Origin of the sequence: Campylobacter sp. TTU_617 (assembly GCF_016599045.1) — a bacterium.
GTDB lineage: Bacteria > Campylobacterota > Campylobacteria > Campylobacterales > Campylobacteraceae > Campylobacter_D.
On sequence record NZ_JAENKV010000011.1, the window covers coordinates 25,473 to 48,959 of the forward strand.

At 27.3% G+C, this 23,487-nt stretch carries 20 protein-coding genes, 2 tRNA genes and 1 pseudogene; 5 read left to right on the top strand and 18 right to left on the bottom strand.

The features are described from left to right. Positions 1–98: 98 nt before the first annotated feature. The 12 genes and pseudogenes from GQV94_RS07960 to GQV94_RS05860 form a co-directional block, all read right to left on the bottom strand. Positions 99–1,347, bottom strand: a pseudogene (locus tag GQV94_RS07960) (N-acetylmuramoyl-L-alanine amidase); the annotation flags it as partial. Then, positions 1,347–2,438 carry a nitronate monooxygenase gene (locus tag GQV94_RS05810; protein ID WP_200170106.1) on the bottom strand — a complete coding sequence of 364 codons (1,092 nt, stop codon included), beginning with the start codon at positions 2,436–2,438 and terminating at the stop codon, positions 1,347–1,349. The pseudogene GQV94_RS07960 and the gene GQV94_RS05810, both read right to left, overlap by 1 nt. Next, positions 2,435–3,643, bottom strand: a complete 1,209-nt coding sequence (tyrS, locus tag GQV94_RS05815; RefSeq protein ID WP_200170107.1) for a tyrosine--tRNA ligase — start codon at positions 3,641–3,643, stop codon at positions 2,435–2,437. Before tyrS ends, GQV94_RS05810 begins: the two co-directional genes overlap by 4 nt. 12 nt (positions 3,644–3,655) lie before the next feature. Then, positions 3,656–5,848 (bottom strand): RelA/SpoT family protein, encoded by a 2,193-nt coding sequence (locus tag GQV94_RS05820; protein ID WP_200170108.1) that lies wholly within the window; start codon positions 5,846–5,848, stop codon positions 3,656–3,658. Beyond that, entirely contained in the window at positions 5,835–6,053 is a 219-nt protein-coding gene (locus tag GQV94_RS05825) for a DNA-directed RNA polymerase subunit omega (RefSeq protein ID WP_200170109.1), read from the bottom strand. The genes GQV94_RS05820 and GQV94_RS05825 overlap by 14 nt, the downstream gene beginning before the upstream one ends. A 9-nt stretch (positions 6,054–6,062) precedes the next feature. Next, positions 6,063–6,782: a UMP kinase gene (pyrH, locus tag GQV94_RS05830; RefSeq protein ID WP_200170110.1), complete on the bottom strand. Its 720-nt coding sequence runs from the start codon at positions 6,780–6,782 to the stop codon at positions 6,063–6,065. Between the two features lie 50 nt (positions 6,783–6,832). After that, entirely contained in the window at positions 6,833–8,017 is a 1,185-nt protein-coding gene (locus GQV94_RS05835; protein ID WP_200170111.1) for a murein hydrolase activator EnvC family protein, read from the bottom strand. Then, positions 8,014–8,820, bottom strand: coding sequence for an ABC transporter permease (locus GQV94_RS05840; protein WP_200170112.1), 807 nt, complete (start codon positions 8,818–8,820; stop codon positions 8,014–8,016). The genes GQV94_RS05835 and GQV94_RS05840 overlap by 4 nt, the downstream gene beginning before the upstream one ends. Beyond that, positions 8,807–9,472 (bottom strand): cell division ATP-binding protein FtsE, encoded by a 666-nt coding sequence (locus GQV94_RS05845; RefSeq protein ID WP_200170113.1) that lies wholly within the window; start codon positions 9,470–9,472, stop codon positions 8,807–8,809. Before GQV94_RS05845 ends, GQV94_RS05840 begins: the two co-directional genes overlap by 14 nt. Before the next feature lie 73 nt (positions 9,473–9,545). Then, positions 9,546–10,721, bottom strand: a complete 1,176-nt coding sequence (gene trmB, locus GQV94_RS05850) for a tRNA (guanosine(46)-N7)-methyltransferase TrmB (RefSeq protein ID WP_200170114.1) — start codon at positions 10,719–10,721, stop codon at positions 9,546–9,548. Continuing rightward, positions 10,721–11,926 (bottom strand): fibronectin type III domain-containing protein, encoded by a 1,206-nt coding sequence (locus GQV94_RS05855; protein ID WP_200170115.1) that lies wholly within the window; start codon positions 11,924–11,926, stop codon positions 10,721–10,723. The genes trmB and GQV94_RS05855 overlap by 1 nt, the downstream gene beginning before the upstream one ends. Continuing rightward, a complete protein-coding gene (locus tag GQV94_RS05860; protein ID WP_200170116.1) occupies positions 11,874–12,839 on the bottom strand; it encodes an RluA family pseudouridine synthase in 966 nt (321 codons plus the stop codon). The genes GQV94_RS05855 and GQV94_RS05860 overlap by 53 nt, the downstream gene beginning before the upstream one ends. Before the next feature lie 75 nt (positions 12,840–12,914). On the opposite strand from GQV94_RS05860, the gene GQV94_RS05865 reads away from it, so the two are divergent. Together GQV94_RS05865 and GQV94_RS05870 are read left to right on the top strand one after the other, a co-directional pair. Next, positions 12,915–14,015, top strand: coding sequence for an FtsW/RodA/SpoVE family cell cycle protein (locus tag GQV94_RS05865; RefSeq protein ID WP_200170117.1), 1,101 nt, complete (start codon positions 12,915–12,917; stop codon positions 14,013–14,015). 54 nt (positions 14,016–14,069) lie between these two features. Then, positions 14,070–14,146, top strand: a tRNA-Ile gene (locus GQV94_RS05870). 303 nt (positions 14,147–14,449) lie between these two features. On the opposite strand, the gene GQV94_RS05875 is transcribed toward GQV94_RS05870, so the two are convergent. Further along, positions 14,450–14,525 (bottom strand) — tRNA-Phe (locus GQV94_RS05875). A 138-nt stretch (positions 14,526–14,663) separates the two neighbouring features. Here GQV94_RS05875 and GQV94_RS05880 point away from each other — a divergent pair. The 3 genes from GQV94_RS05880 to fldA all read left to right on the top strand — a co-directional run bounded on the left by GQV94_RS05880 (position 14,664) and on the right by fldA (position 17,226). Then, a complete protein-coding gene (locus tag GQV94_RS05880) occupies positions 14,664–16,007 on the top strand; it encodes a TrkH family potassium uptake protein (protein ID WP_200170118.1) in 1,344 nt (447 codons plus the stop codon). Continuing rightward, entirely contained in the window at positions 16,004–16,654 is a 651-nt protein-coding gene (locus GQV94_RS05885; RefSeq protein WP_200170119.1) for a potassium channel family protein, read from the top strand. The genes GQV94_RS05880 and GQV94_RS05885 overlap by 4 nt, the downstream gene beginning before the upstream one ends. 80 nt (positions 16,655–16,734) lie before the next feature. After that, positions 16,735–17,226: a flavodoxin FldA gene (gene fldA, locus GQV94_RS05890; protein ID WP_200170120.1), complete on the top strand. Its 492-nt coding sequence runs from the start codon at positions 16,735–16,737 to the stop codon at positions 17,224–17,226. Positions 17,227–17,773: 547 nt separating this feature from the next. Here fldA and GQV94_RS05895 read toward each other — a convergent pair. The 5 genes from GQV94_RS05895 to GQV94_RS05915 are packed head-to-tail and all read right to left on the bottom strand — an operon-like array spanning position 17,774 to position 23,476. Then, positions 17,774–19,111 (bottom strand): MmgE/PrpD family protein, encoded by a 1,338-nt coding sequence (locus tag GQV94_RS05895; protein ID WP_200170121.1) that lies wholly within the window; start codon positions 19,109–19,111, stop codon positions 17,774–17,776. Positions 19,112–19,119: 8 nt separating this feature from the next. Continuing rightward, positions 19,120–20,487, bottom strand: a complete 1,368-nt coding sequence (purB, locus tag GQV94_RS05900) for an adenylosuccinate lyase (RefSeq protein WP_200170122.1) — start codon at positions 20,485–20,487, stop codon at positions 19,120–19,122. A gap of 9 nt (positions 20,488–20,496) precedes the next feature. Further along, a complete protein-coding gene (locus GQV94_RS05905; RefSeq protein WP_200170123.1) occupies positions 20,497–21,660 on the bottom strand; it encodes a trans-sulfuration enzyme family protein in 1,164 nt (387 codons plus the stop codon). An 11-nt stretch (positions 21,661–21,671) separates the two neighbouring features. Then, positions 21,672–23,111, bottom strand: coding sequence for a C4-dicarboxylate transporter DcuC (dcuC, locus tag GQV94_RS05910; protein ID WP_200170124.1), 1,440 nt, complete (start codon positions 23,109–23,111; stop codon positions 21,672–21,674). A gap of 2 nt (positions 23,112–23,113) precedes the next feature. Then, on the bottom strand, positions 23,114–23,476 hold the full coding sequence (locus GQV94_RS05915; RefSeq protein ID WP_200170125.1) for a Rid family detoxifying hydrolase: 363 nt from the start codon (positions 23,474–23,476) through the stop codon (positions 23,114–23,116). Positions 23,477–23,487: the final 11 nt, after the last annotated feature.

The window sequence follows — 23,487 nt, forward strand, 5'->3', positions numbered from 1 at the left end:
ATTTGAATTTAAAGCACTCTTATTAGAATTAATTTTTGTAGTATTTTTTGAATCTTGAAAAGCTATCATTAAAGTTTTATCACTTACATCTTGTGTAAATTGAAATTCTTTTGATCCGCTTAAAACTATACGAATAGTTTTAGGATTATATTGTGCTACTGTAATTGTATTTTGTTTAAAACTAAAACTTTTGCGCGATCCTTCTAAAACACCTTTAAAACTTATAATATGTCTAAAAATATTTTGTTCTTTTGAACTAAAAGAATTAATTTCTTTCTCATCAACATCTTTACTTAAATTTAAAACTACTCCATTTAAAACTTTATCCACATCTAAAACATAAAGTGTTTCTTCTTTTTGATTTTTTTTCTCATTTATATTTTGAATTTGTTTTTTTTCCGTAGTCCGAGATTTTACTTCTTGTTTACTTATTTTTTTATCTATAATATTTTCTTGTTTACTTTTTTCTTGAATAGAATTTTTCTTTTTTTCTTGCTCCTTTTGTGTTGCTAAAATACTTATTTTATTCTCATCAAGCTTAAAATTAATAGGAAATCTCTCTTTAGCATAAACAACAATACGCGTTGTTTTGGGATTATATTGAGAAATTACTATACTATAATCATTAAAATCATATTTTTTTCTTCCACCTTCTAAAATAGCTCCAAAATCAATAATATAACGAAAATTATTTTTTTCATCTAAAATAAAATTTTTAATATCTTCCTTTTTTAAATTTGAATTAAGACTTAATTCAACACCTTGATCATTCTTTTTTGAAGATAAAATATAAATTTTATCTTTTTTAATATCACTTTGAGAATTAGTATCTTGTTTATTTTGATTGATATTTTTTGTTAAATTTTTATCTATTATTTTTTTATCTTGATCTTCAATCTCATTTTGCTTAATTCGCTTTGGTTTAGCCTGTTCTTCTTTATTTTTTTTATTTAAAGAATTTGATGCTTGAATAATTTGAGTATCGTTTTTAGAACTTACCTTTGTTGATGTTTTAGATTTTTCATCTTTAAGTTTTATAATGACTTCTCTTAAAGCATTAATAACATTTTGTTTCACTCCGCTTTCTTCTAATTCATTAGCATAAGACTTATCATCTAAATTTAGAGCATTAGAACTAATAATTAAACGTTTTAAAACTTCTATTTTAGATTTTTCATCATCTTGTATTACGCTTTGTATATAAAGACTTTTAAGCTGGTGATGAAATTTAACTTGTTCTTGATTGTTTGCATTAATAAAATTTTTATCAAAATTTGATAATTCGTTTTCAAAAGCACCAAAACAAAAATTAACAAAAATAAAAAATAATACTAAAATTTTAGGCATTATTCCCCATTAACAAGTTTATCTATAAGTTCTTTAACACTTATTAATTTTTCTAAACGATAGCCATTAGCTCCTGTAAAAAACAATCCCGTTTCTTTTTTTCCATAATAAGCATCAAAAAGCCTATCAGCAATACAATACCCTACTTTTGTAGCTTCCTTACCTCTTTCACAAGGAGAAACACAATTGCTTACGCAATTAATTTTTGGTCCCATTCTTTTTTCAACCAAATCAAGCAAATTAGTTTGAATTCCTCTTGCTGGATAGCCTACAGGAGATTTTATAAGTTTAATATCATCTTCTTTGCATTCAAGTAAAACTTTTTTAAATTCATCACTTGCATCACATTCAAAGGTCCCAATAAACCTTGTCCCCATTTGAACCCCACTTGCCCCTAAAGAAAGCATTTTTTCAATATCATTTTTATCCCAAATTCCACCAGCAGCTATAACAGGAAAAGAACCCCAATTTTTTACTTCTTCTAATACAGGAGTAATTAAATTTTCAAGTTTATAAGCAGGATTTAAACATTGCTCGTAAGTAAAACCTTGATGTCCTCCACTTTTTGGTCCTTCTAAAATAACAGCATCTGGCAAACGATTATAACGCCCAAGCCATCTTTTACAAATAATCCTTAAAGCCTTAGCAGATGAAATAATAGGAACAAGGGCTACATCTGGAAAATCTGCAGTAAATTCTGGTAAATTTGTAGGAAGACCTGCTCCTGAAATAATAACATTAAAACCGACTTCACAAGCATCACGCACAATTCTAGCATAATCATTGCTAGCATAAAGTATATTACACCCTAAAGGTGCATCTTTACAAATTTTTCTAGCATTATCAATTAATGCTTGCAAGCCTTTACGTGAATAAAAATTTTCACTTCCATAAGGTCTTGAATTAAATTCCTTGCTTACATATTGCAAATTCCCATAATATCCTGTTCCAACGGATGAAATAATTCCAAGTCCCCCATTTAAAGATACTGCAGAAGCCAGCCTATCCCAGCTTATACCAAGCCCCATACCACCTTGCAATATAGGGTATTTTATAGTATGTTTTCCTATTTTTAAAGGTTTAAAACTCATTGAACTACCTTTAACTTCGCAAATTTTCTTTTACCAATTTGTATAATATATTCACCCTTATAAAGTTGCATTTGTTCTTCTTTGGTTTTATTGCCATTAATACTTACAGAATTAGCTAATATACTTCTTCTTGCTGAAGAAGTTGAATTTTCTAAGCCACAAAATACCAAAGCCTTGGCAAGCCAAATACTTTCTCCTTTAAACTCAAATTCTTCAATTTCACTTGGCAAAGCATTAAAACTATGAATTTTATCAAATTCTATCTTTGCATTATTTGCTTGTTCTTTAGAATGAAAACGTTCCACTATTTCTAAAGCCAAATTTTCTTTAGCTACTTTAGGATGAAGTTTATTATTTTTAATATTTTCTTTTATGGTATCAAGTTCAGCTAAACTTTTTTGACTTAAAAGCTCATAGTATCTAAACATAAGTTCATCACTAATACTTAAAATTTTAGCATACATATCATTAGCTTTTTCTGTAACACCTATATAATTATTTAAACTTTTACTCATTTTATTAACGCCATCTAAGCCTTCTAAAAGAGGCATCATTATAATAGCTTGTTCTTTATTTGTATTATAAATTCTTTGCAATGTTCTTCCCATTAAAAGATTAAATTTTTGATCCGTTCCACCCATTTCTATATCACTTTTAAGTACAACACTATCATAACCTTGAAGCAAAGGATATAAAAACTCACAAATACTAATAGGACTTTGCTCTTTAAAGCGTTTGGTAAAATCATCTCTTTCTAGCATTCTAGCTACACTAAAAGTTGAAGTAAGTTCAACCAATCCACTTGCTCCGAGTTCATTTAGCCAAACAGAATTAAATTGAATCTGAGTCTTATCTTTATCTAAAATTTTAAAAACTTGATCTTCATAAGTTTTTGCATTTTTTAAAACTTGTTCTTTATCCAGTTTTTTTCTAGTAGCATTTTTACCACTTGGATCGCCAATTTGCCCCGTAAAATCACCAATTAAAAACTGCACTATAGCTCCATGTTTTTGTAAAAAAGCCATTTTATTTAAAACTACACTATGACCTAAATGCAAATCAGGAGCAGTTGGATCAAAACCTGCTTTGATAAAAAAATTTTCGCCTTTTTCATAATAATTTTTAATTAAATTTTCTATTTTTTCTTCATCAATAATCTCAGTACATCCTCTTTTGATCTCGGCTAAAATATTTACTATATCCATTTTTATCCTTTACTATATACACCAACTTTCTTTATATGCATCATTTAAAGATACAAAATCTAAAATTTTACAATGAGTTTTTAATCTATCTTTTATAAGCTCAGGATTAATATCATCTAAAAATTCTATTATAATTTCAAAATAATCTACAATAGAACTTTTCTCATTAAATAAATTAATTTTTAATAAATTTATTTGCATTTTAGCAAGTAAAGCCAAAAATTCAGCTAAAGCACCTTTTTTATTCTCCAAAGAAAAGAGAAGTTTATAACTTTTTGGAATTTTAGCATCCCATTTTATAAAAACCATATCTTTATTTTCTTCAAGCATCTTATCAGCTCTTTCACAAAATTTATGATGAACCATAGCATTTCCAGAATGAACAAAAGCCATTATAGAGTCTCCATATTTTGGATGGCAACAATAGTCAAATTCTATATTTGAAATTTTATGATTTGAATAAAGAATAAAATTCCCTATCTTTTGCTCTTTAATCTCGTATTTATCAAACCAATAAGATTTTTTTGCATATTTTTTAAGCCCATTAACAATATCTTGCAAATATACTTTATCATTAGAAGCTTGTCTTATCCTTCTTTTTAGATTCTCTTTTTCAATCCAATTTTCAATCTGATTTTTAGAAGTTCCAAAAATAAAACATAAAATATTAATTACATTAATAAGATTAATTTCTCTTGATTTTTGTTTACAAAATTCCCTTATACTAGCTTTTGCTTTTCCAGTTTTTACACTATCTATCCAAGAACAACGATAAAATTTTTCATCACTTGTTATGATATGAACAATATCCCCATTCTTAAGTTCTGTTAAAAGCGGAACCTTGATTCGATTTACATAAGCACTTTTTGCGTGAAGTCCTATTTTAGTATGTATTTCATAAGCAAAATCAAGAGCAGTTGCTCCACGTGGTAAAGTAAAAATTTCTCCTTTAGGAGAATAAACGGCTATATCTTCAACATATAAGCTATCTTTAGCATATTCATAAAGCTCTATTGCACTATAATCTTGCGAATTTAAAACTTCATTTGAAGAAAGATCATTTATCCAATCAAGTTTAGGCACAGCTACATTTCCCTCTTTATATCTCCAATGAGCTGCTATTCCATATTCTGCAATTTTATGCATATCAAAAGTTCTAATTTGTGCTTCAATAATATTTTTTGTATCAAACAAAGTTGTATGCAATGTTTGATATCCATTTTGTTTTGGCAAAGCTATATAATCTTTAAAACGAGAAATTAAAGGATTAAAATGTGTATGTAAAATCCCCAAAGCAAGATAACAATCACTTACTTTTTCTACTAAAATTCTAACACCTAATAAATCCAAAACTTCCTCAATACCTATACCTTTTCTTTGCATCTTAAGATATATAGAATAACTATGTTTAATGCGTTTTTGAATTTCAAAACTTCCCTGTCTAAAACCATTGTTTAAAAATAAAAGTTCTATTTTAGAAATAAATTCATTAAGACCAAGTTGCATATGTTGATTATTAGAATTAATATAGCGATTAATTTGATTATATTCATCTGGCATTAAATATTTAAAGCTTAAATCTTCAAGATGATTTTTAATACTTGAAATTCCAAGTCTATGAGCAATAGGAGCATAAACAACTAATGTTTCTTCGCTAATTCTTTTTTGCTTTTCACTTCTTAAAGCATCTAGAGTAAGCATATTGTGAAGTCTATCACAAAGCTTTACAACCAAGACTCCAACATCTTCAATTCCTGCTAAAAGCATATTTCTAAATGTCAAAGCTGATTTAGTTAAATTTTGTTTAGATTTTGAACTAATAAGATTATCTTCTCTAATCTCAATAATTTTAGTAAGCCCTAAAACAAGTTTTAAAACCTCAGAACCAAATTTTTCTTCTAATTCTTCTTCTGTGCAGTAAGTATCCTCAATCACATCGTGAAGTAAAGCAGCAATTACACAAGACTTATTATCACTTAAAAAAGCTACCAAAGCAGCTACCAAAATAGGATGTACAGCATAAGGTTCCCCGCTTTTTCGTACTTGCCCTTTATGATAAGCGATACAACAATTTACTGCTTTTTCCAATATAGAATCAGGTTTAAAAATAGCATAAAGAAGCTCTTTTGCTTCTTCAAGACTTTTGCAATTTTTAACTTGTTCTATTAGTTTTTCAAGTAGTAATTCTTCATCAATTAACTTCAACTAAACCCTCTAAGGTAATTTTATCATTTGCAATTTCATATAAAGCAATATCTGTTAATTTTACTTTATTTTTATCAAGTTCAACTAAACAAGTAGCACCATTAGCTAATTGTTCCGCTCTTTTTGCAACAACTAAAGATAGTCTATAACGATCATTATTCATCTTTTTTAAAGCTTTGGCAGTAATTTCTTCAATCCTTAACATTTTTATCCTTTAATTTTTTACTATAGAACAAAGACTAGTATCGCCTTGTATTATTTTTAACAAATTTCCCTCTTTAAACATATTACACACTACAATAGGTAAAGCATTATCTTTTGCTAAAGCAATTGCAGTATCATCCATTACTTTTATATTATCCTGCATTGCTTCATCATAATTTAGAGTATTTAAAAATTTTGCATCTTCGAATTTATTTGGATCTTTATCATAAATTCCATCAACTTTAGTAGCTTTAATAACCATATGAGCATCAATTTCAACAGCTCTTAAAATAGCAGTTGTATCGGTAGTAAAATAAGGGTTTCCAGTTCCTGCAGCAAAAATTACAACACGACCTTTTTCTAAATGTCTTTGAGCTCTTCTCATGATATAAGTTTCACAAAAAGCTTCCATTTGTATAGCACTTTGAACTCTAACATCAAGTCCATAGCTTTCTAACGCTTCTTGAATTGCAATAGCATTAATAACCGTTGCAAGCATTCCCATATGATCAGCGCTTGTTCTTTTAATAAGACCACCTTTTGATGCAGAAACACCTCTTATTATATTGCCTCCACCTATAACAATACCAACTTCAATTTGATTTTGAATTAAAGTTTTAATTTCTGCAGCAATGAATTTTAAAATAGAATTTTCAATTCCAAAGCCATTTTCCCCAGCCAAAGCTTCTCCTGAAAATTTTACTAAAACTCTTTTTTTATCTTGATGCATTTTTCCTCCTTAAACTTATAAAATTATATTTTAACTTCTATTAAAATTAGCTAATTTAAACTAATAAGCTCTAACGGATTAATATGGAAATTTTCTTGAGTAACTTCAAAAGTTAAATCATTTTTAATTCTCCCAACAACCGAACCCTTTTTAACATTTTTTCCTACTTTGATTGTTGGCGCTATTTTGTCTAAATGTGCATAAATAGTATGAATACCATTACTATGTTCTATAATAACAACCCTTTGAAGCATAGAAGTATCCTTAGCAAATACAACTTTGCCATCTAAAACACTTCGAACCGTTGCATCACTTTTTGTACTTCTTAATATAACGTTTTCATTAAAAATTTTTATATTATATATAGGATCTAAATAATTACCAAACTTTTGTTTTACAGTAAAAGAGTCTAAAGGAGCTATAGTTTTTTTTCCAGTATATTTTTTAATATTGCCACCTTGATAACTTGAGCCAAGTTGTCTGATAGCTTGCTGATTATTATTTGAAGGTTTTAACTTATTATCATTTGCTTCTTCTTGTTTTTTACTTTGGATAATTTTTAATTGATTTAAAGTTTTTCTTAATTCTTCTTGTTGAGCTTGCAAATCATCTAATTTTTTAGCATAAATACTTCTATCTGTTTTTTGTTTGTTAATCTCATTAAGTTGATTTTGTTTTAGAAGTTGTAATTTAGTAATTTGTTCATTATAATCTTTAAGACTAAGATTAATTTTTTGAATTTGAGCTTGCTTATCATCAATAAGACGTGTTACATCTTCATAATCTTTTGAAAGTTTAAAGATCTCTTCACCTAAAACTTTATCAAGTCCTCCTAAAACTTCAAAAGCCATAAAGCTTTCTTGGCTCTCTATATAACCCTGTGGAATAGGTAAATCATAGGCAAAATCTTTAGCCATTAAAACTATAAGTTTATTTTCCATTAAAGCTTTACTTTTAAGTAATTCTTTGTTTTGAGAAGCTAAAGTTTGAAGCTCTTGATTTTGTGTTTTAGCATTAGCTTCTAATTTATTTGTTTGCAAACTTAAGGTTTGAATTTGATTATTTAGTTCTTTTAATTTTTTTTCTCCATTTAAAATATCATTTGCTAAATCTTCTAATTTTTTATTAAGTTGTTCTTGAATTCTTTTATTGCTTTCTAAATTTTTAGTTTTTTCTGAAATTTCATTAGCAAATAAACTTAAAAAACAAAAAAAAAGAAAAAAGATTTTTTTCATTTTTTAACCTTAAACATTACAGAATTAACACAAATTAAGCAAATTAACAAAGTAAAAATAAAAATTCCGCTTAAATGTAAAATAAAATTAATTTTAGGTAAAATAAGGTCAATAGAATTTAAACTTTCTTGTATAAATGAAAAATTATAAATTTGTGTAAAAAATATAAGCAAAATTAAATATGCAATTAAACAATCAATTAAAACAATTTTATAAAGCATAAAAGATCTAAACCAAAATGGCGCACCAAATAAACACATAATCTCAACTCTTTGTGTATGCTCATAAAGCCATATTCTCATTTGTTTTAAAAATAACACAAATGAAAGCAAGATAATAATACACATAAAAAACCAAAATATCACTTTAATAAAAACAAGCAAAGAATATATTTTATCGTGGGTCTTTGAAAAAGTTTCAACCTTATTAATTCCAGGTATTGTTAAAAGATTGGTCTTAATTTGCGCTAATTCCTCTTGAGTTGGAAGATAATCAAGCTTAAGGGTATAAAATTTTGGCAAAGAAGCTCTTAAAGTTTTTAAATTTTTATCTGAAATATCATTTTTAAGTCTCTCAATAAGTTTTTTAGGATCTAAAGCTTCTACTGATATCACAGATGTAATTTTGGTTTTAATCAAATTCTGACTTAATTCATTTGAACTAGTTACTATAATATTGTATTCTTTGTTTAAAACTTGTTCATAATGTTTTAAAGTAGCATTAGTTAACAAAATAAACTCAAAAGCAAACATCATAAAAAGTAAAGGTAATATTAAAGATAAGTGTGTTTTAAAAAATTTCATTCATTTTTCCATTTTCTATATTAAATCTTCTGTAATTAAGCCTTAAATTACTTGGGATTCTATGTGTAACAACTACTACACAAGTTCCTAAAAGCTCTCTAGCTGATTTTAAAAGAGTCCAAATAATATCAGATGAATACTCGTCCAAATTTCCAGTTGGCTCATCACAAAGCAAAAGCTTAGGATTATGAGCCAACGCTCTTGCCATAGCAACACGTTGCTGTTCGCCTCCTGAAAGTTGATCTGGTTTTTTATCTGCTTTAAAAGTCAAATTTACATGCTTTAAAAGTTTAGTTGCTTGTTCTTGACATATTTTTTTACTATAACCTTTTATCATAAGAGGAAGCATAACATTTTTTTCAACACTAAATTCTTTAATTAAGCGATAATCTTGAAAAATAATACCTATTTTTTGTCTTAATTTTAAAAGTTCTAAATTTCCTATTTTTTTCATACTACTTCCGCAAATTTCAAGCTGACCTGAAAGTAAATCTAAATCTCCATAAAATGATTTTAAAAGCGTACTTTTACCACTTCCACTTTTACCTGTAATAAAAACAAAGTCATCATCTTTAAAAGCAAAACTTGCTTCTTTAATCACTAACTCATCATAACCTAAAGATAATTTTTGTGCTTTTATAAGGTCAGACATTAATTTTCCTTAAAAATAAAAAATTCGAATAAAACATTTTGCTTTATTTTCACTTAAAATTCAAGAAAATAATTTATTTTTTATGATAAATTATTTTTTTAAATTCTTCTATGGCTTTTAAATTCTCTAAAGTTTTAAAAGGAGTTTTAAATACAAAATAACACTCATCTCCTAAAAAAATATAAGTATGTTCTGGTTTATTAAAAGCTCCAAAGGCTATTTTTACAACCAAACCATTTAAAGTAGAATAAAAATTTTCAATATGAAGAAAAAAATCTTTATATTTAAATGTTTTATTTTTAAAAACATTTAAAGAATTTAATTGTTCTTTGGAAAAATAGATTGATTTTAAATCAAAATCTATAATATTTTTTTCTTGTTCACAAAAATTAAGATCACAAACAATCAAATCATAAATATCTTTATTTTGTTTTTTCCACCTGTCTTCATATTTACTTGAAATTTTTAAATCTTCATTCTTTTTTATAGTAAATTTTGGATTTATAAATTCCAAAAAAATATTTAAACTATATTTAAAATACTCATAACTATCCGTCCTAAGTTCAAATGTCCCTTTGCTTTTAAGCACTCTAGCACATTCTTTAGAAAATGGCTCGCTCATTACTCTACGATGTGGTTTTTTATCCCAAGGAACAGGAAAATGTAAAAAAATCCTATCAATGCTTTGTTTTTGTAAAACACTTAATAATAATCTTGCATCACTTTGTATCAATAAAATATTATTTATTTCTTGACTTAAAGCAAGTTTAGCAACCTGCTCTATAGCTGGGATATATATTTCTATACCTAAAATCAAAACATCTTGATGGGTTTTAGCTTGATAAAGCAAATGTCTTCCTGAGCCAAAACCTATTTCTATATAAATTTTCTTATAATTTTGTAATTTTTCAAAAACTTCATTAAAATCATATGCTATTAAAGGAATTTTTTTATCTAAAGCATTTTTTTTAAAAGCAAAAGATTCGCTCACAATATCATTGCAAAAATTTTCTTTAAAACATAATAAAGCCTTTTGTACATACGTTATTTTAGATGGTTTAGAATGCTTATCAGCTTTAATGATAAAATTTTTATCATCTTGTTTGATTTGTAAAAAAAAACTTTCTTCTTCTACTTTTGTAAAAATTAAAATAATATTTTCATTATGTGCTTTCCATAAAAATTCTACCCCATTGCTACAAAAAGGCAACGTTAATTCTTTAATTGTTTTAGTTTTAAAATTTGGCATTATTGAGCTGCTTTTACTTTTTTAGAAGGTTCAGACTCTAAACCTTGATTATCAATAGAAATAACTTCATAAGTATATTCTACCCCTGGTAAAGCTTTAATATCTCTAAGTTTTTTTTCTTTAAGACCTTTAAAAATAGCAGTACTACCACCACCATATCTTTTTACCATATATTCAACTGCTCTATTATCATTATCTATCCATTCAACTTCAATTGCACCATCTTTAATTTGTGCAAGTATAATACTTGGAGCCAAAGGGTCTCCTAAAGTTTTTCCCTCTATAGCATTTTTTGGCATAGGGCTTTCAAGTCCATCTTTATCTACTATAGTTACTTTATAATACTTACTTTTGTTTTTTCCATTTACTATATCTTCATAATTATTATCTTGAGTTTTTGCAAGCAAAGTATAAGGCAAGAAGCTTGAACTTGTAGAATAAATCTTATAATAAGAAAAATCTTTATAATCACTTTTATCCCAATTTAATAAAATTTTATTTACCTGATCAAAACTTGCACTTAGGGAAGTAACCTCTGGTGGTAAAGCCTTTGAATTTGAATTTAAAATATCGCTTGGCTCACTTTTTACACCATCAAAGCTTAATGCAAAAATTCTATAAGTAAAATTTTCATTTGGCTTTAAATTATCATCTATATATTCTGCATTTAAACGATTTTTAACTTCTGCTATTTTTTTAAACTCTCCTTCTCCTTCTTTCATTCTTTCGATAATATAAGAATTTACACGCAAATCAGGATGAGGACGCCAAATAAGCTTAATACGATTTGGCAAATTTGTAATAGCCTCAGCAAAAGGAATTTTTTCAAGACGTGGCATAGTATAAACTTCTATTACTTTACCTTCTTCTGAAATATGACCTTGATCATTAAAACTTCTTAAGCTATAGAAATATTTAGTATTTGGATCTAATTTTGTATCAACAAAATGTGTTTGAAATTTATCTTTAATTGTAGCGACAATTTTGAAATTTGGTTCACTATCGCTGGCGCGATAAAGATAAAATCCGGCTATATTTTGATCATATAAAGGATCCCACTCAAAACCTATACTACTCATTTCACTAATACTTTTTAAATTTTCTATTTTTGGTAGAGATTCGTTAATTAAAACTTCTTTTGCTTTTACAATATCAAACAAAAGAATTAAACAAAGAAAATAAAGTTTGAGCTGAAATTTTTTCATCTAATTCTCCTAAAGTGTATTTTTTCAATAAATTATTTTTAAAATCATCCATCAAAGGAGCGTTAATAAATAACATTTTCTTTGTTCTTGGATGAATAAAATATAAAATATAAGCATGAAGCATAACCCTTAAGTCATCTTTTCCTTTATATCCATATAAACAATCTCCTAAAATATAACGATTTAAACTTGCTAAATGTGCTCTTATTTGATGCGTTCTTCCTGTAAAAAGCTTCGCTCCAATTAAGCAAAATTCATCATTGATCATTAAATTAACAAAAGCACTTTTTGCATTTTTTGCACCTGCTAAATCTTCATTTATAGCTATTTTCTTAATTGGATTGCTAGGAGATCTTATTAAAAATTTCTCTATTATTATTTTATCTTGTTTTAAAGGTAAATTAATTAATGCAAGATAAATTCTACCCATAGATTTATCTTTTAATTGATCACTTAAAATTTTATGAGAGTAATTATTTTTTGCAACAATTATCGCTCCGCTTGTTTGTTTATCTAATCTATGTACAAGACCTGCTCTAAGCTCACCCCCTAAATTTGAAAGAGTATAATTTTTTTGCATAAGCCAATCAACCAAAGTAGCTTCTTTAACACTTTTTGCCCCATGGACAACTAAATAAGGAGGTTTATTTAATACTATTACATCATCATCTTCATATAAAATATCTATATCAAAATCTATCTCATGTTTAAGTTTCTTTTCTTGTAAAATTACTTCTTTAATATCAACTATATCCCCTATTTTTAGTTTGAAAGAATTTTTAGTTTGAATTTTTTGATTAACTAAAACATAACCATTTTTAATGAGTAAAGCTACTTGATTACGACTTTGTTCTAAGCTTTTACTTAGAAAAATATCCAAACGAGTATCATTGCTTACTAAAAAATTTTGCATTATTTTTTTAAAACCCTTTGTAAAATTAAAGAATTTTAACATATAATTCAATATATTAAAATTATAAGGCTAATTTTGTTTAAACTAGATAGACGTATTTTAACACATTTTGACTATATTCAACCTATTTTAATTTTGCCTATTATACTAATATCATTTTTTCTTGTATTTGAAGCAAATACTTTTTTAGCTGAAAAACAATTTATTTATACTTGTGTAGGATTTTTAGCTTTTAGCTTTTTTTTTCTTTTGCCACTTAGAAAGCTAATATGGCTTATACCTGTATTTTATTGGCTTAATATCGCTTTGCTTTTGAGCGTAGATATTTTTGGAGTTGAAAAACTTGGAGCCAAAAGATGGCTTGAAATTCCCTTTACACATTTTACTATTCAACCTTCTGAAATATTTAAACCTTTTTTTATTTTAATGCTTGCTTATCTTATCCACCAAAATCCTCCATCAAGAAATGGCTACAATGTCAAGCAATTTTTAAAACTAAGCTTTTATATACTTTTACCTTTTTTGCTTATTACCAAAGAACCGGATTTAGGAACTGCTACAATATTACTTATAGTTGGTTTTGGAATACTTTTTATCATTGGAGTAAATTATAAAATTTGGCTTAGTATTTTTTTAGCATTGTCTTTAAGTTCTCCTTTGATTTATACTCATTTTTTAAAACCGTATCAAAAACAAAGAATTCACGATTTCTTATCGGAAAAACCGAGTTATCAAGTTGTTCAATCAATGATAGCTATAGGCAATGGAGGATTAACTGGAAAAACTTATGAAGAAGCTACTCAAACTCATTTTAAATTCTTGCCTATTTCTACGAGTGATTTTATATTTGCATATATGATAGAAAGATTTGGATTTTTAGGAGGTCTTGTCTTAATCATACTTTATATTTTACTTATACTTCATCTTTTAAGCTTAAATTATAAACTTAAAGAAGATTATTTTGCTAGAGTGGCCATTAATGCTGTAGCACTTTTTATTTTTATCTATGCGGCGGTTAATATTTCTATGACTATAGGTTTTGCTCCCGTAGTTGGAGTTCCTTTACCATTTTTTAGCCACGGTGGAAGCTCTTTCACAACCTTTATGGTTTTTTTTGGAATTTTGCAACATTTAATTACTTTTAGATTTTTTTGGACACAAAAAATCAAAAAATAAAATATTTTTAAGAAATTTTAATTATAATTACAACTTCATTTTTAATAAAATAACGGATTTATAGCTCAGTTGGTTAGAGCAACCGGCTCATAACCGGTTGGTCGCAGGTTCGAGTCCTGCTAAATCCACCACTATCTCTCTATTAGCTAGTAAAATAAATTTATATAGAAACTCTAATAGATTTTTAACTAAAACTTAAATTAATTATCTACATAATAAATTCTTAAAAATTAAAAAAATCTAGTAATACAAAAAAATATTTTCACTTGCTTATCTTTTTGTCTATATTTTTTTGAAAAATAAAAATTTTATAAAAATAAATAGTGTTATAATTATTTAAATTACCAATAAAAAATAAAATGATTTAAATTTATATCTTAAAAAATTTATTAAAAAATAAAGAAAAGGAATATTTTTACATATGAAGAAAAAAATGGTGGTTAGAGGCAGAATCGAACTGCCGACACGCAGATTTTCAGTCTGCTGCTCTACCGACTGAGCTATCCAACCATTTTCGAAAATTTTTCATAGAGTGTAATTCTATCTTTTTATCTTTAATATAACTTTAAATTTTATTTTTATTTTTATTAAAGTTTTAGAAGCTAGAATTACAAGATTTATTAAATTTAAAACTTAAATGAGGTTTTATTGAAACAATTCGGACTTGATAGACGTACTTTCAAAATATTATTAATTGGTTATATTATTATTGCTTTGATAGGGGCTTTATTTTTATTGTGTAATTGGGCTCATACAAAACCTATTAGTTTTTTAGATGCTTTTTTCATAAGTACTTCAGCTGTTAGTATGACTGGGCTTGTAACTAAAAATATTGCAACTGATTTTACAATTTACGGGCAAATTATTATTTTAACTCTTATACAAATTGGTGGATTAGGTTACGTAGGAATAGGACTTTTAGTTTATATTTTAATTAGAAAAAAGGTAAGTTTTGACGGTAAAAATTTATTAAGAGAAACTTTGCTTTACCCATCTATGGATGGTTTATTTAAATTCTTTAAAAAAGTTTTATTATTTATTATTGCTATAGAATTATGCGGAGCTTTATTATTAACTTTACGCTTTGCTCTAGATATGAACTTTTTAAAAGCTTTATGGTTTGGTTTATTTCACTCTATAAGTGCATTTAATAATGCTGGTTTCACCATCATTAAAACAGGGCTTGCAGATTATAAAAATGATTTGGCTATAAATTTTATTATCACAACCTTAATTATTATTGGAGGTTTGGGATATTTTGTTTTAATTGAACTTTATTTTTTTCAAAAAAAACGATTGCAAAATCTTAGCTTACATGCCAAAATCGTTATTATTGCAACAATATTTTTAATTTTATTTTCAACTTTTATCATCTTTACTTTTGAATACTCTAACGCCAAAACAATAGGAAATTTCTCTTTTTTTGATAAATTACTTGCTTCATACTTTACAGCAATTAATTATAGAACAGCAGGATTTTCAATGCTTGATTTAGGTGGTTTAAGAGATGCTAGTTTGTTTTTTGGATCTTTATTTATGGTAATAGGTGGAGCACCAGGAGGAACTGCTGGGGGGATGAAAGTTACTACCATAGTTGTATTATTAATCTATGCTTATTGGTCTATTAAAAATGGCCGTGTAAGAATTTTTAATTATGAAATTCCACAAGAAACTATCAATAAAGCTTTTATTATTGCTATTGGTTCAGCTGTTTATATCATCGTATGCGTAATTTTGCTTTCTTTATTAAATCCAGATATACGTTTTATTGCCCTATTATTTGAAACTTCTTCAGCATTTGCTACGGTCGGAGTTTCAGTGGGAGATGGTGGATCACTTTCTTTAAGTGCTTTATTAAATGAGCCAAGTAAAATCATATTAATTATTTTAATGATTAGTGGAAGAATAGGAGTTTTTGCATTTTTACTTTCTGTATTTAACAAAGATAAAACTATGTATATCAAATATCCAGAAGGAAGGATAAATTTATGAAAAATATTACTTATGGGATTATTGGATTAGGAAAATTTGGTTCAGTTGTTGCTGAAGAATTAATTTCTCAAGGGCATACTGTTATTGTTGCAGATAAAGATGAAGAAGCTTTAAAAAATATCCAAAATTCTACAAATTATGCTTATATTTTAGATTCTGCTAATACCACAGCTCTTAAAGAAGCTGGTTTTCATGAAGCTGAAATTGTTATTGTAAGTATTGGAGAAAATGTTGAAAAAAGTATTTTAACCTTAATGGCTCTTAAAGACATAGGAGTAAATACTATTATTGCAAAAGCAACTTCTGCTATGCATGGCCAAATTCTTTCTAAATTAGGAGCATCTAAAGTTATATATCCAGAAAAAGAAAGCGCAAAAAGACTTGTAAAAGAATTTCTTTTACGTTCAACAGATTTCGAAATTTTTGATTTATCTGCTAATACAATACGTGCCATTAAAATGATAGTAGATGATAAAATGGCAGGAAATTCACTTAAGCATATAGCACAAAATATGAAAATAATTGCTTATAAAAAATCAAATGGAGCTTGGGAAATAATGCCAGATCTTGAAACAATTATTGCTTATAGTGGCGATGTTGTAATTTTACTTGGAACAAGCAAAGAATTAAAAAATTTTGAATATTAATAATTAATATTAATATTCAAGAACTTAACAAAATTATGATAAAATACCATATATAATTTAAAAATTTTAAAGGAGATAAAATGTCAATAGCAATAGTTTATGGAAGCTCAATGGGAAATACTGAAGGTGCTGCAAATACAATTGCTTCAAAACTTGGAATTAATGATGTTTTTAATATCAGTGATATTGATGCTGATAAAATAAATTCTTATGATAAAATTCTTTTTGGAACATCAACTTGGGGAAGCGGTGATTTACAAGATGATTGGGATAGTTTTGATTTTTCAGCTTTAAATCTTTCAGGTAAAACTGTAGCGGTTTTTGGTATGGGTGATAGCGAAAGTTATTCTGACACATTTTGTAGCGGTATGGGAAAATTAGCCGAAAATTTAAAAAATGCTGGAGCAAATTTAGTAGGTGAAGTTTCAACTGATGGTTATACTTTTGAAGCAAGCGAAGCTGTAGTTGATGGTAAATTTGTAGGACTTGCATTAGACAATGACAATCAAGAAGATCAAACAGAATCAAGAATTGATGCTTGGGTTGAGCAAATTAAACCTTATTTTTCTTAATCTCATTAAAGTTTGCAAAAATGCAAACTTTAAATAATTTTCAATTTAAATTATATATTATTTGAAACTGTATTAACAAAATTCTAATCAATTGCAAAGTAAATAAAATATCAAAAGTTTTAAAAATTTAATTTTATACTTTTGCTACTATATTATTTTATTTTTAAATTTTTGATTGTAAAAATACTACTTTTTATATTAATTATTAAATTTGTCTTCAATAAGCTTAAAAAATAAAGTATTATTTATATAAAATTTCTAATTAATAAGTTTTTAAAAACTATTCTTAATGTAACTTATTTTTCTAAGATTATTGCAAAAAATACTTGAATTTATATAATTTCCCCTTAAAAGAAAATCTACAAAAAAATTAAAAATAAATTATATTTTAGCTACTTTAAATTTTTAATTTTTGAATATTTCAACAAGTCAAAAATAAGTTTCTTATCTAAAATTTAATATTTTTTACTTATCAATCTTTAAAAATACTAATAATTTTAATACTTTATTTAATTACTCAAAATGTAAAAAGCTAAGTTTTAAAAGCTTATAAAAATTTATTTTGTTTTTCTAAATTCATAATAAAATCAAACAAATCATTAGCTTCTTTATTGTTTAGTTTTATACAAACATTATTTAAAAATTTAGTTTTTAGCTCTTCAAATTTTAAAGGATTATCAAAATTACCTTTATTAATAAAAACATCTTTTTGAATTATCTTTCCATTTTGCAAAATAGCTTTTAAATGTCCTGGAAAATATTTTGGAAAACCTTGAGATTTTCTTTTTTCATAAGTAATTTTTTTAGCAAAATCAAGTACTTCTTTACGTTTTAAATTTTCATAAGATTTAAAAGTAATTTGACCATCAAAAAATCCTAAAGCCATTAAAAAAGGCATAGAAAATTTAGCTTCATAAGCACTCTTTGGAGTATATTTTATTTCCAAAGGATCACAAATAAAAGAGATAGGAACCTCATCAACAAAACAATGAATATTTTTAATTTCATTAGCCTTCAAGCCATCATTTCTTAAAGCAATAGCACAATCAATAAACCCGTGAGCAAAATGACAACTTGGATAAGGCTTTATCGAAACTTGCATAGTTTGCCAAATTTCACCTAAACCTTTATTAAGTTCTGTTTTATCGCACTCTTCTTCTATACCAAAACATTTAAATATATTATCTCTGCCTTCAAAAATACTCAAAGGTCCACTCATGTTATTTTTAGCAAAATGAGCAATCATAATTCCATTTTTAATGACATTAGCAATATGTAAAACTTTTGAATTAGATCCATTAGATAAAAACTCATTTATCCCACTTGCAAAGCTTCCTGCAAGTCCTAAAGCATTAATAATTTGCTCTTTATTTAGATCTAGTAAAATTGCACTTGTGCTAACACTTCCAAAAATTCCTGCAATAGCAGTAGTATGAAAACCACGCTTATGAAAAGTGCCTTTACTTGCAATACCTACTCTAGCTGCAATTTCCCAGCCAACTATAAAAGCTTTAATATTTTTTTTAGCATCTTGATTGATAGAAAAACCATAGCTTAAACAAAGCGGAGTTAAAATTGCACTTGCGTGCAAAATAGCTTCTGTATGTGTATCATCAAAATCTAACATATGAGAAGCAATGCCATTAAGCATAGTGGCATATATAGGATCTAATTTTTGATCATTTATCCAAACAGAAGTATTTTTTTCTATGCTTAAATTTTCAAAAGTCTTAAAAACATTTAAAACACATTCTTCTTTGCTTGCTGCTATAGCGGTTCCAAGACTATCAAGCATGAGCTCTTTAGCCCTTTGAATAACCACATTAGGGATATTTTCATATTTAAGATTAAAAATAAAATCTGCTAAAATTTCGCTATAAAACATAATTTTTCCTATTTTAAAATAGCACTATTTTTAATTTTTTCTAAAAATTCATCTACAAGTTTTGGTGCGTATCCTACATAGGTTGTTGCATCAAGTAAAGCATCAATTTCCTCTTCTTTTAATACCTTAGATACTCTTTTATCTTTAAGTAAAACTTCTTTAAAGGTTTTTTGTTTTTCAATGCCTAGCATTGCATTTTCATAAACAATCTCATGAGCGTGTTGTTTTCCATAATGATCACTTAATGCAAACATAATGCGTTCTGCTAAAACAAAGCCATTAAGAGTATTTAAATTTTTAAGCATCTTATCTTTTTTTACCTCTAAATCACTAAGAGCAAATTTCATATTTGCTAAAATTACAGAAAGCATTAAAAACATTTCAGGCAAAAGTTTCCATTCCATTTTCCAAACTTGTCCATCTCTTTCGTGCTCGTGTCTTTCAATATCACTTAAAATTGCTAAATTTGCCCTAAAAGCATTGCTTACTGTAACTGCATTTTCACTTATTGCAGGATTTCTTTTGTGTGGCATAGTAGAGCTTCCAACTTGTCCTTTACCAAAAGGTTCTGCAACTTCATCAATCTCATTATGTGAAAGAATTAAAATTTCATGTGCAATTTTGTTAAAAGTTGCATTAATATTACCCAAAACAAAACCAAGTTCTACAAAGCGATCACGTGCACTTTGCCAAGAAATATTAGGTACATTAAGTCCTAGATTTTCTAAGGTAAGTCTTTCTACTTCATTACACTGATCACTTAAACTTGCTTTAGTTCCTACAGCACCTACTATACTACCCACATAAAGTCTTTTTTCAAGTTCAAGTATTCTTTCAAAATGACGTTCAAGCTCACTTAACCAAATAGCCACTTTATGACCAAAAGTAATAGGCAAAGCTTGAAGAGTTAAAGTTCTTCCCATCATAGCAGTATTTTTATATGTTTTAGCTAATTTTACTAAAGCTTTTGCAATATCCTTTAATTCACTTTTTATAAGTTGCATCGCTTCTTTAAATTGCAAGACAAGCCCTGTATCAATAATATCTTGAGTAGTTACCCCAAAATGAACATATTCACCTAAATTATTATCACAAGCTTTTTCTAAAGCTCTAACAGTTGGAACTAAAGGATGTTTAGTTTTTTTGAATTCAGCAAAAATAAAATCCATATCCATAAATTTATAATGAGCTTTTTTTGCTATTTCATCAGCTGCCTCTTTAGGAATAATTTTAAGTTTTGCTTGTGCTTTTGCTAATACTGCTTCAACATCGAGCCATTTTTGTATGCGATTTTGCTCACAAAAAATCTCACGCATACTTTCAGTACTCCAAGAATTTGCCAATAATTTTTGATCAAATACGCTAATTCCTGTCATTTTATCTCCTTATTTTTTAATACTATCAAAAGCTTGTGTTAAATCAGCAATTAAATCTTTAGTATCCTCAAGACCTATATGAAATCTTACAAATGGACCTCTTGTGCTTAAATCTATTGCAGTTCTAGGCGGAGTAGTAACAGTGGCTAAGCTTTCATATCCACCCCAACTTGCACCGATTGAAAAGTATTTTAATTTATCTACAAATTTAATAGCATCATCTTTATCATAACTATCTATAAATTCTATAGTAATCATACCATTGGCACCCTTATGATCACGCATAAAAATTTCATAATTTGGATGAGATTTGAGTTTAGGATAGAAAATAGTTTTAATTTCTTTTCTGCTTTGTAAAAATTCTACAATTTCATCAGCACTTTTTTCGTGAGCTCTCATTCTTATATCCAAAGTTCTCATACCACGAAGCACTAAATAAACATCATCAGGACTTGTTGTAAAACCAAAAACTTCTGGAAGCCTGTTAAAATTTTTCCACTCTTTTTCATTTACTACTACTATACCCATAGTTACATCAGAGTGTCCGCTAAGATATTTTGTAGCAGCAATAACCGAAATATCTACTCCAAGCTCTAAAGGATTTAGAAAATATCCACTAGAATAAGTATTATCAATAGCTACTGGTATATTATGTGCGTGAGCAATTTTGCAAAGTTTTGGTAAATCTATAATTTCATAAAGAATAGAGCCTGGGCTTTCACATAAAATAAGTTTAGTATTGGGCTTAATTTTCTCTTCAATATCGCTTGCATCAGCTTTTAAAAAATCAACTTCAACGCCTATTTTTTCCAAAAATAATTCACAAATTGTTCTAACAGGGCCATAAATAGCATCAGTAATTAAAAAATGTACATCTTTACTAGCATAGTTTAAAAGCACCATAGCAAGTGCTGCAAGACCTGTTGGGAAAAGTTGGGCTCTATAACCACCCTCTAAAGCACAAATAAGTTTTTCAAGTTCAAAATTTGTTGTCGTTCCTCTAGCGCCGTAACTTAAAACACGTTCTGTTTTTCTTAATTCCTTATGTTTTTGCCAACTAGCATGATCTTTAAAAAGTATAGTTGATGCACGCATAAGCACAGGATTAACCGATCTTGCTTCAACACTTTGATCGCCTCTACCACAATGAATAAGTTTAGTTTTTGAATTCATTCTTTCTCCTTTTAAATATAAATATAAGTCATAATAATATTTATTATAGTTGCTACAAACATAGGAATGGCTGTTCTTTTAATTATAGCAAAAGGACTAACTTTTGCTATAGATGAAATAGCTAAAATTGCAGGTGCAATAGGACTAATACACCTTCCAAAACCAGTCATAATTTGAATAGGTGCTATCATAATAATAGTTTCAATGTTGAAATGTTTTGCTATATTTGGAATAAGTGGAGCAAAGCTAAAGAATGCTGCATTTCCTGAACCCATTAAAAAAGCACAAATTGCAAGCAAAATTGAAACCGCAATAATAATAGCAAAAACTCCAAATCCTGCATTTTTACAAAATTCTATTAAAGTATCTACGAAACCAACAAATAAAAGACCATTTGCAAATACTTGACCACAAACTATAAGTGAAACTGTAATAACAAATAAATGTCCCATTCCTTTGAAGAAAATCATAATGGAATTTAGTGTTTCTACTACGCTTTTATAGCGTATCATTTCAAAAATAATAGCCACAAAAGTTGAAATAATCATTGCTACTGGAACATTCATTTTAATTGCAGTACTAGTAGCTGCTTTTACTTCTTGAGCACTACTTATTCCCATTAAAACTAATATACTATCAAGCACTGAACTAAATCCTAAAATTAAAACCAAAGGGATTATAGGCAAAATAGCATAAATTCTAGGAGGCTTTTTAAGTTCTTTTTCTTTGTCTTCATTTTCGTTGAGTTCTTTTTCAATTTCTTGTATATTAAAAATAAAATTATCCTTTTTATCAAAAAATTTATTGCAAAAATATATTGTAATACCTACAACTATAATAATTGGTAAAGTTACAGGAAGTTGATAATGAACAAAATAAATTGCAGGATCAATCTCAGCTATCTTTGATGCCATAATAACATTTCCACTTGCAGGACCATGATCAATGTATTGACAAATACCAATAACACTCAAAGCAGAAAGTTTTGAAACACCTGAGCGCACAAGTATAGGATACATAGTAACCATAAGTAAAAGTGCCAAACCTGCGTGAGATGGTATAAAAAGAACCAAAAATTGCACAATAAAATAAGCAACTATAAGCAAAACATAGGGAGATTTTATTGTTTTTAAAGGTTTTTCAAAAACTTTAAAAAGCGCATAAGAAGCCCCTACATGATCCATATAGGCAGAAAAACCTGCTATACTCATAAGTGTAAGACCAAGTCCAGCCAATGTTTTTGACATAGTCTGATTAAAAACTTCAAATATATCAAAAAAACCTAGATTTAAAGAACCCTTAGCGACAATATGCGGAGAAAGTCCAAAAATAGCAGCTAAAGAAAGCAAAAGCAAGCCACTTAAAAGCAATGCCATATGTGCATTGATTTTTTTATAAAGCATAAATACAAGCAAAGCTATACTAAATAATGAAAAACCAAGTCCTAGCAATTTTATCCTTTAACCGCTATAACTTCAATTTCAACCAAAGCATTTTTTGGTAGATCTTTTACAGCAAAAGCACTTCTTGCAGGATAAGGAGCTTTAAAAAAGCTTGAATATACTTCATTAAAATTTACAAAATCATTAATGTTAGCTAAAAAACAAGTTGTTTTAATTACATTATCAAAACAAAGATTGTTTTCTTTTAAAATAGCTTCTATATTTAATAAAGATTGTTTAGTTTGTTCTTTAATATCTTTAGCTTCTATTTCACCACTTGCTGGATTAATAGGAAGTTGTCCTGAAATAAATAAAAGTCCATTAGCTTCTCTATAAGCTGAATAAGGTCCTATAGCTTTTGGATAGTTTGACATAGAATCTCCTT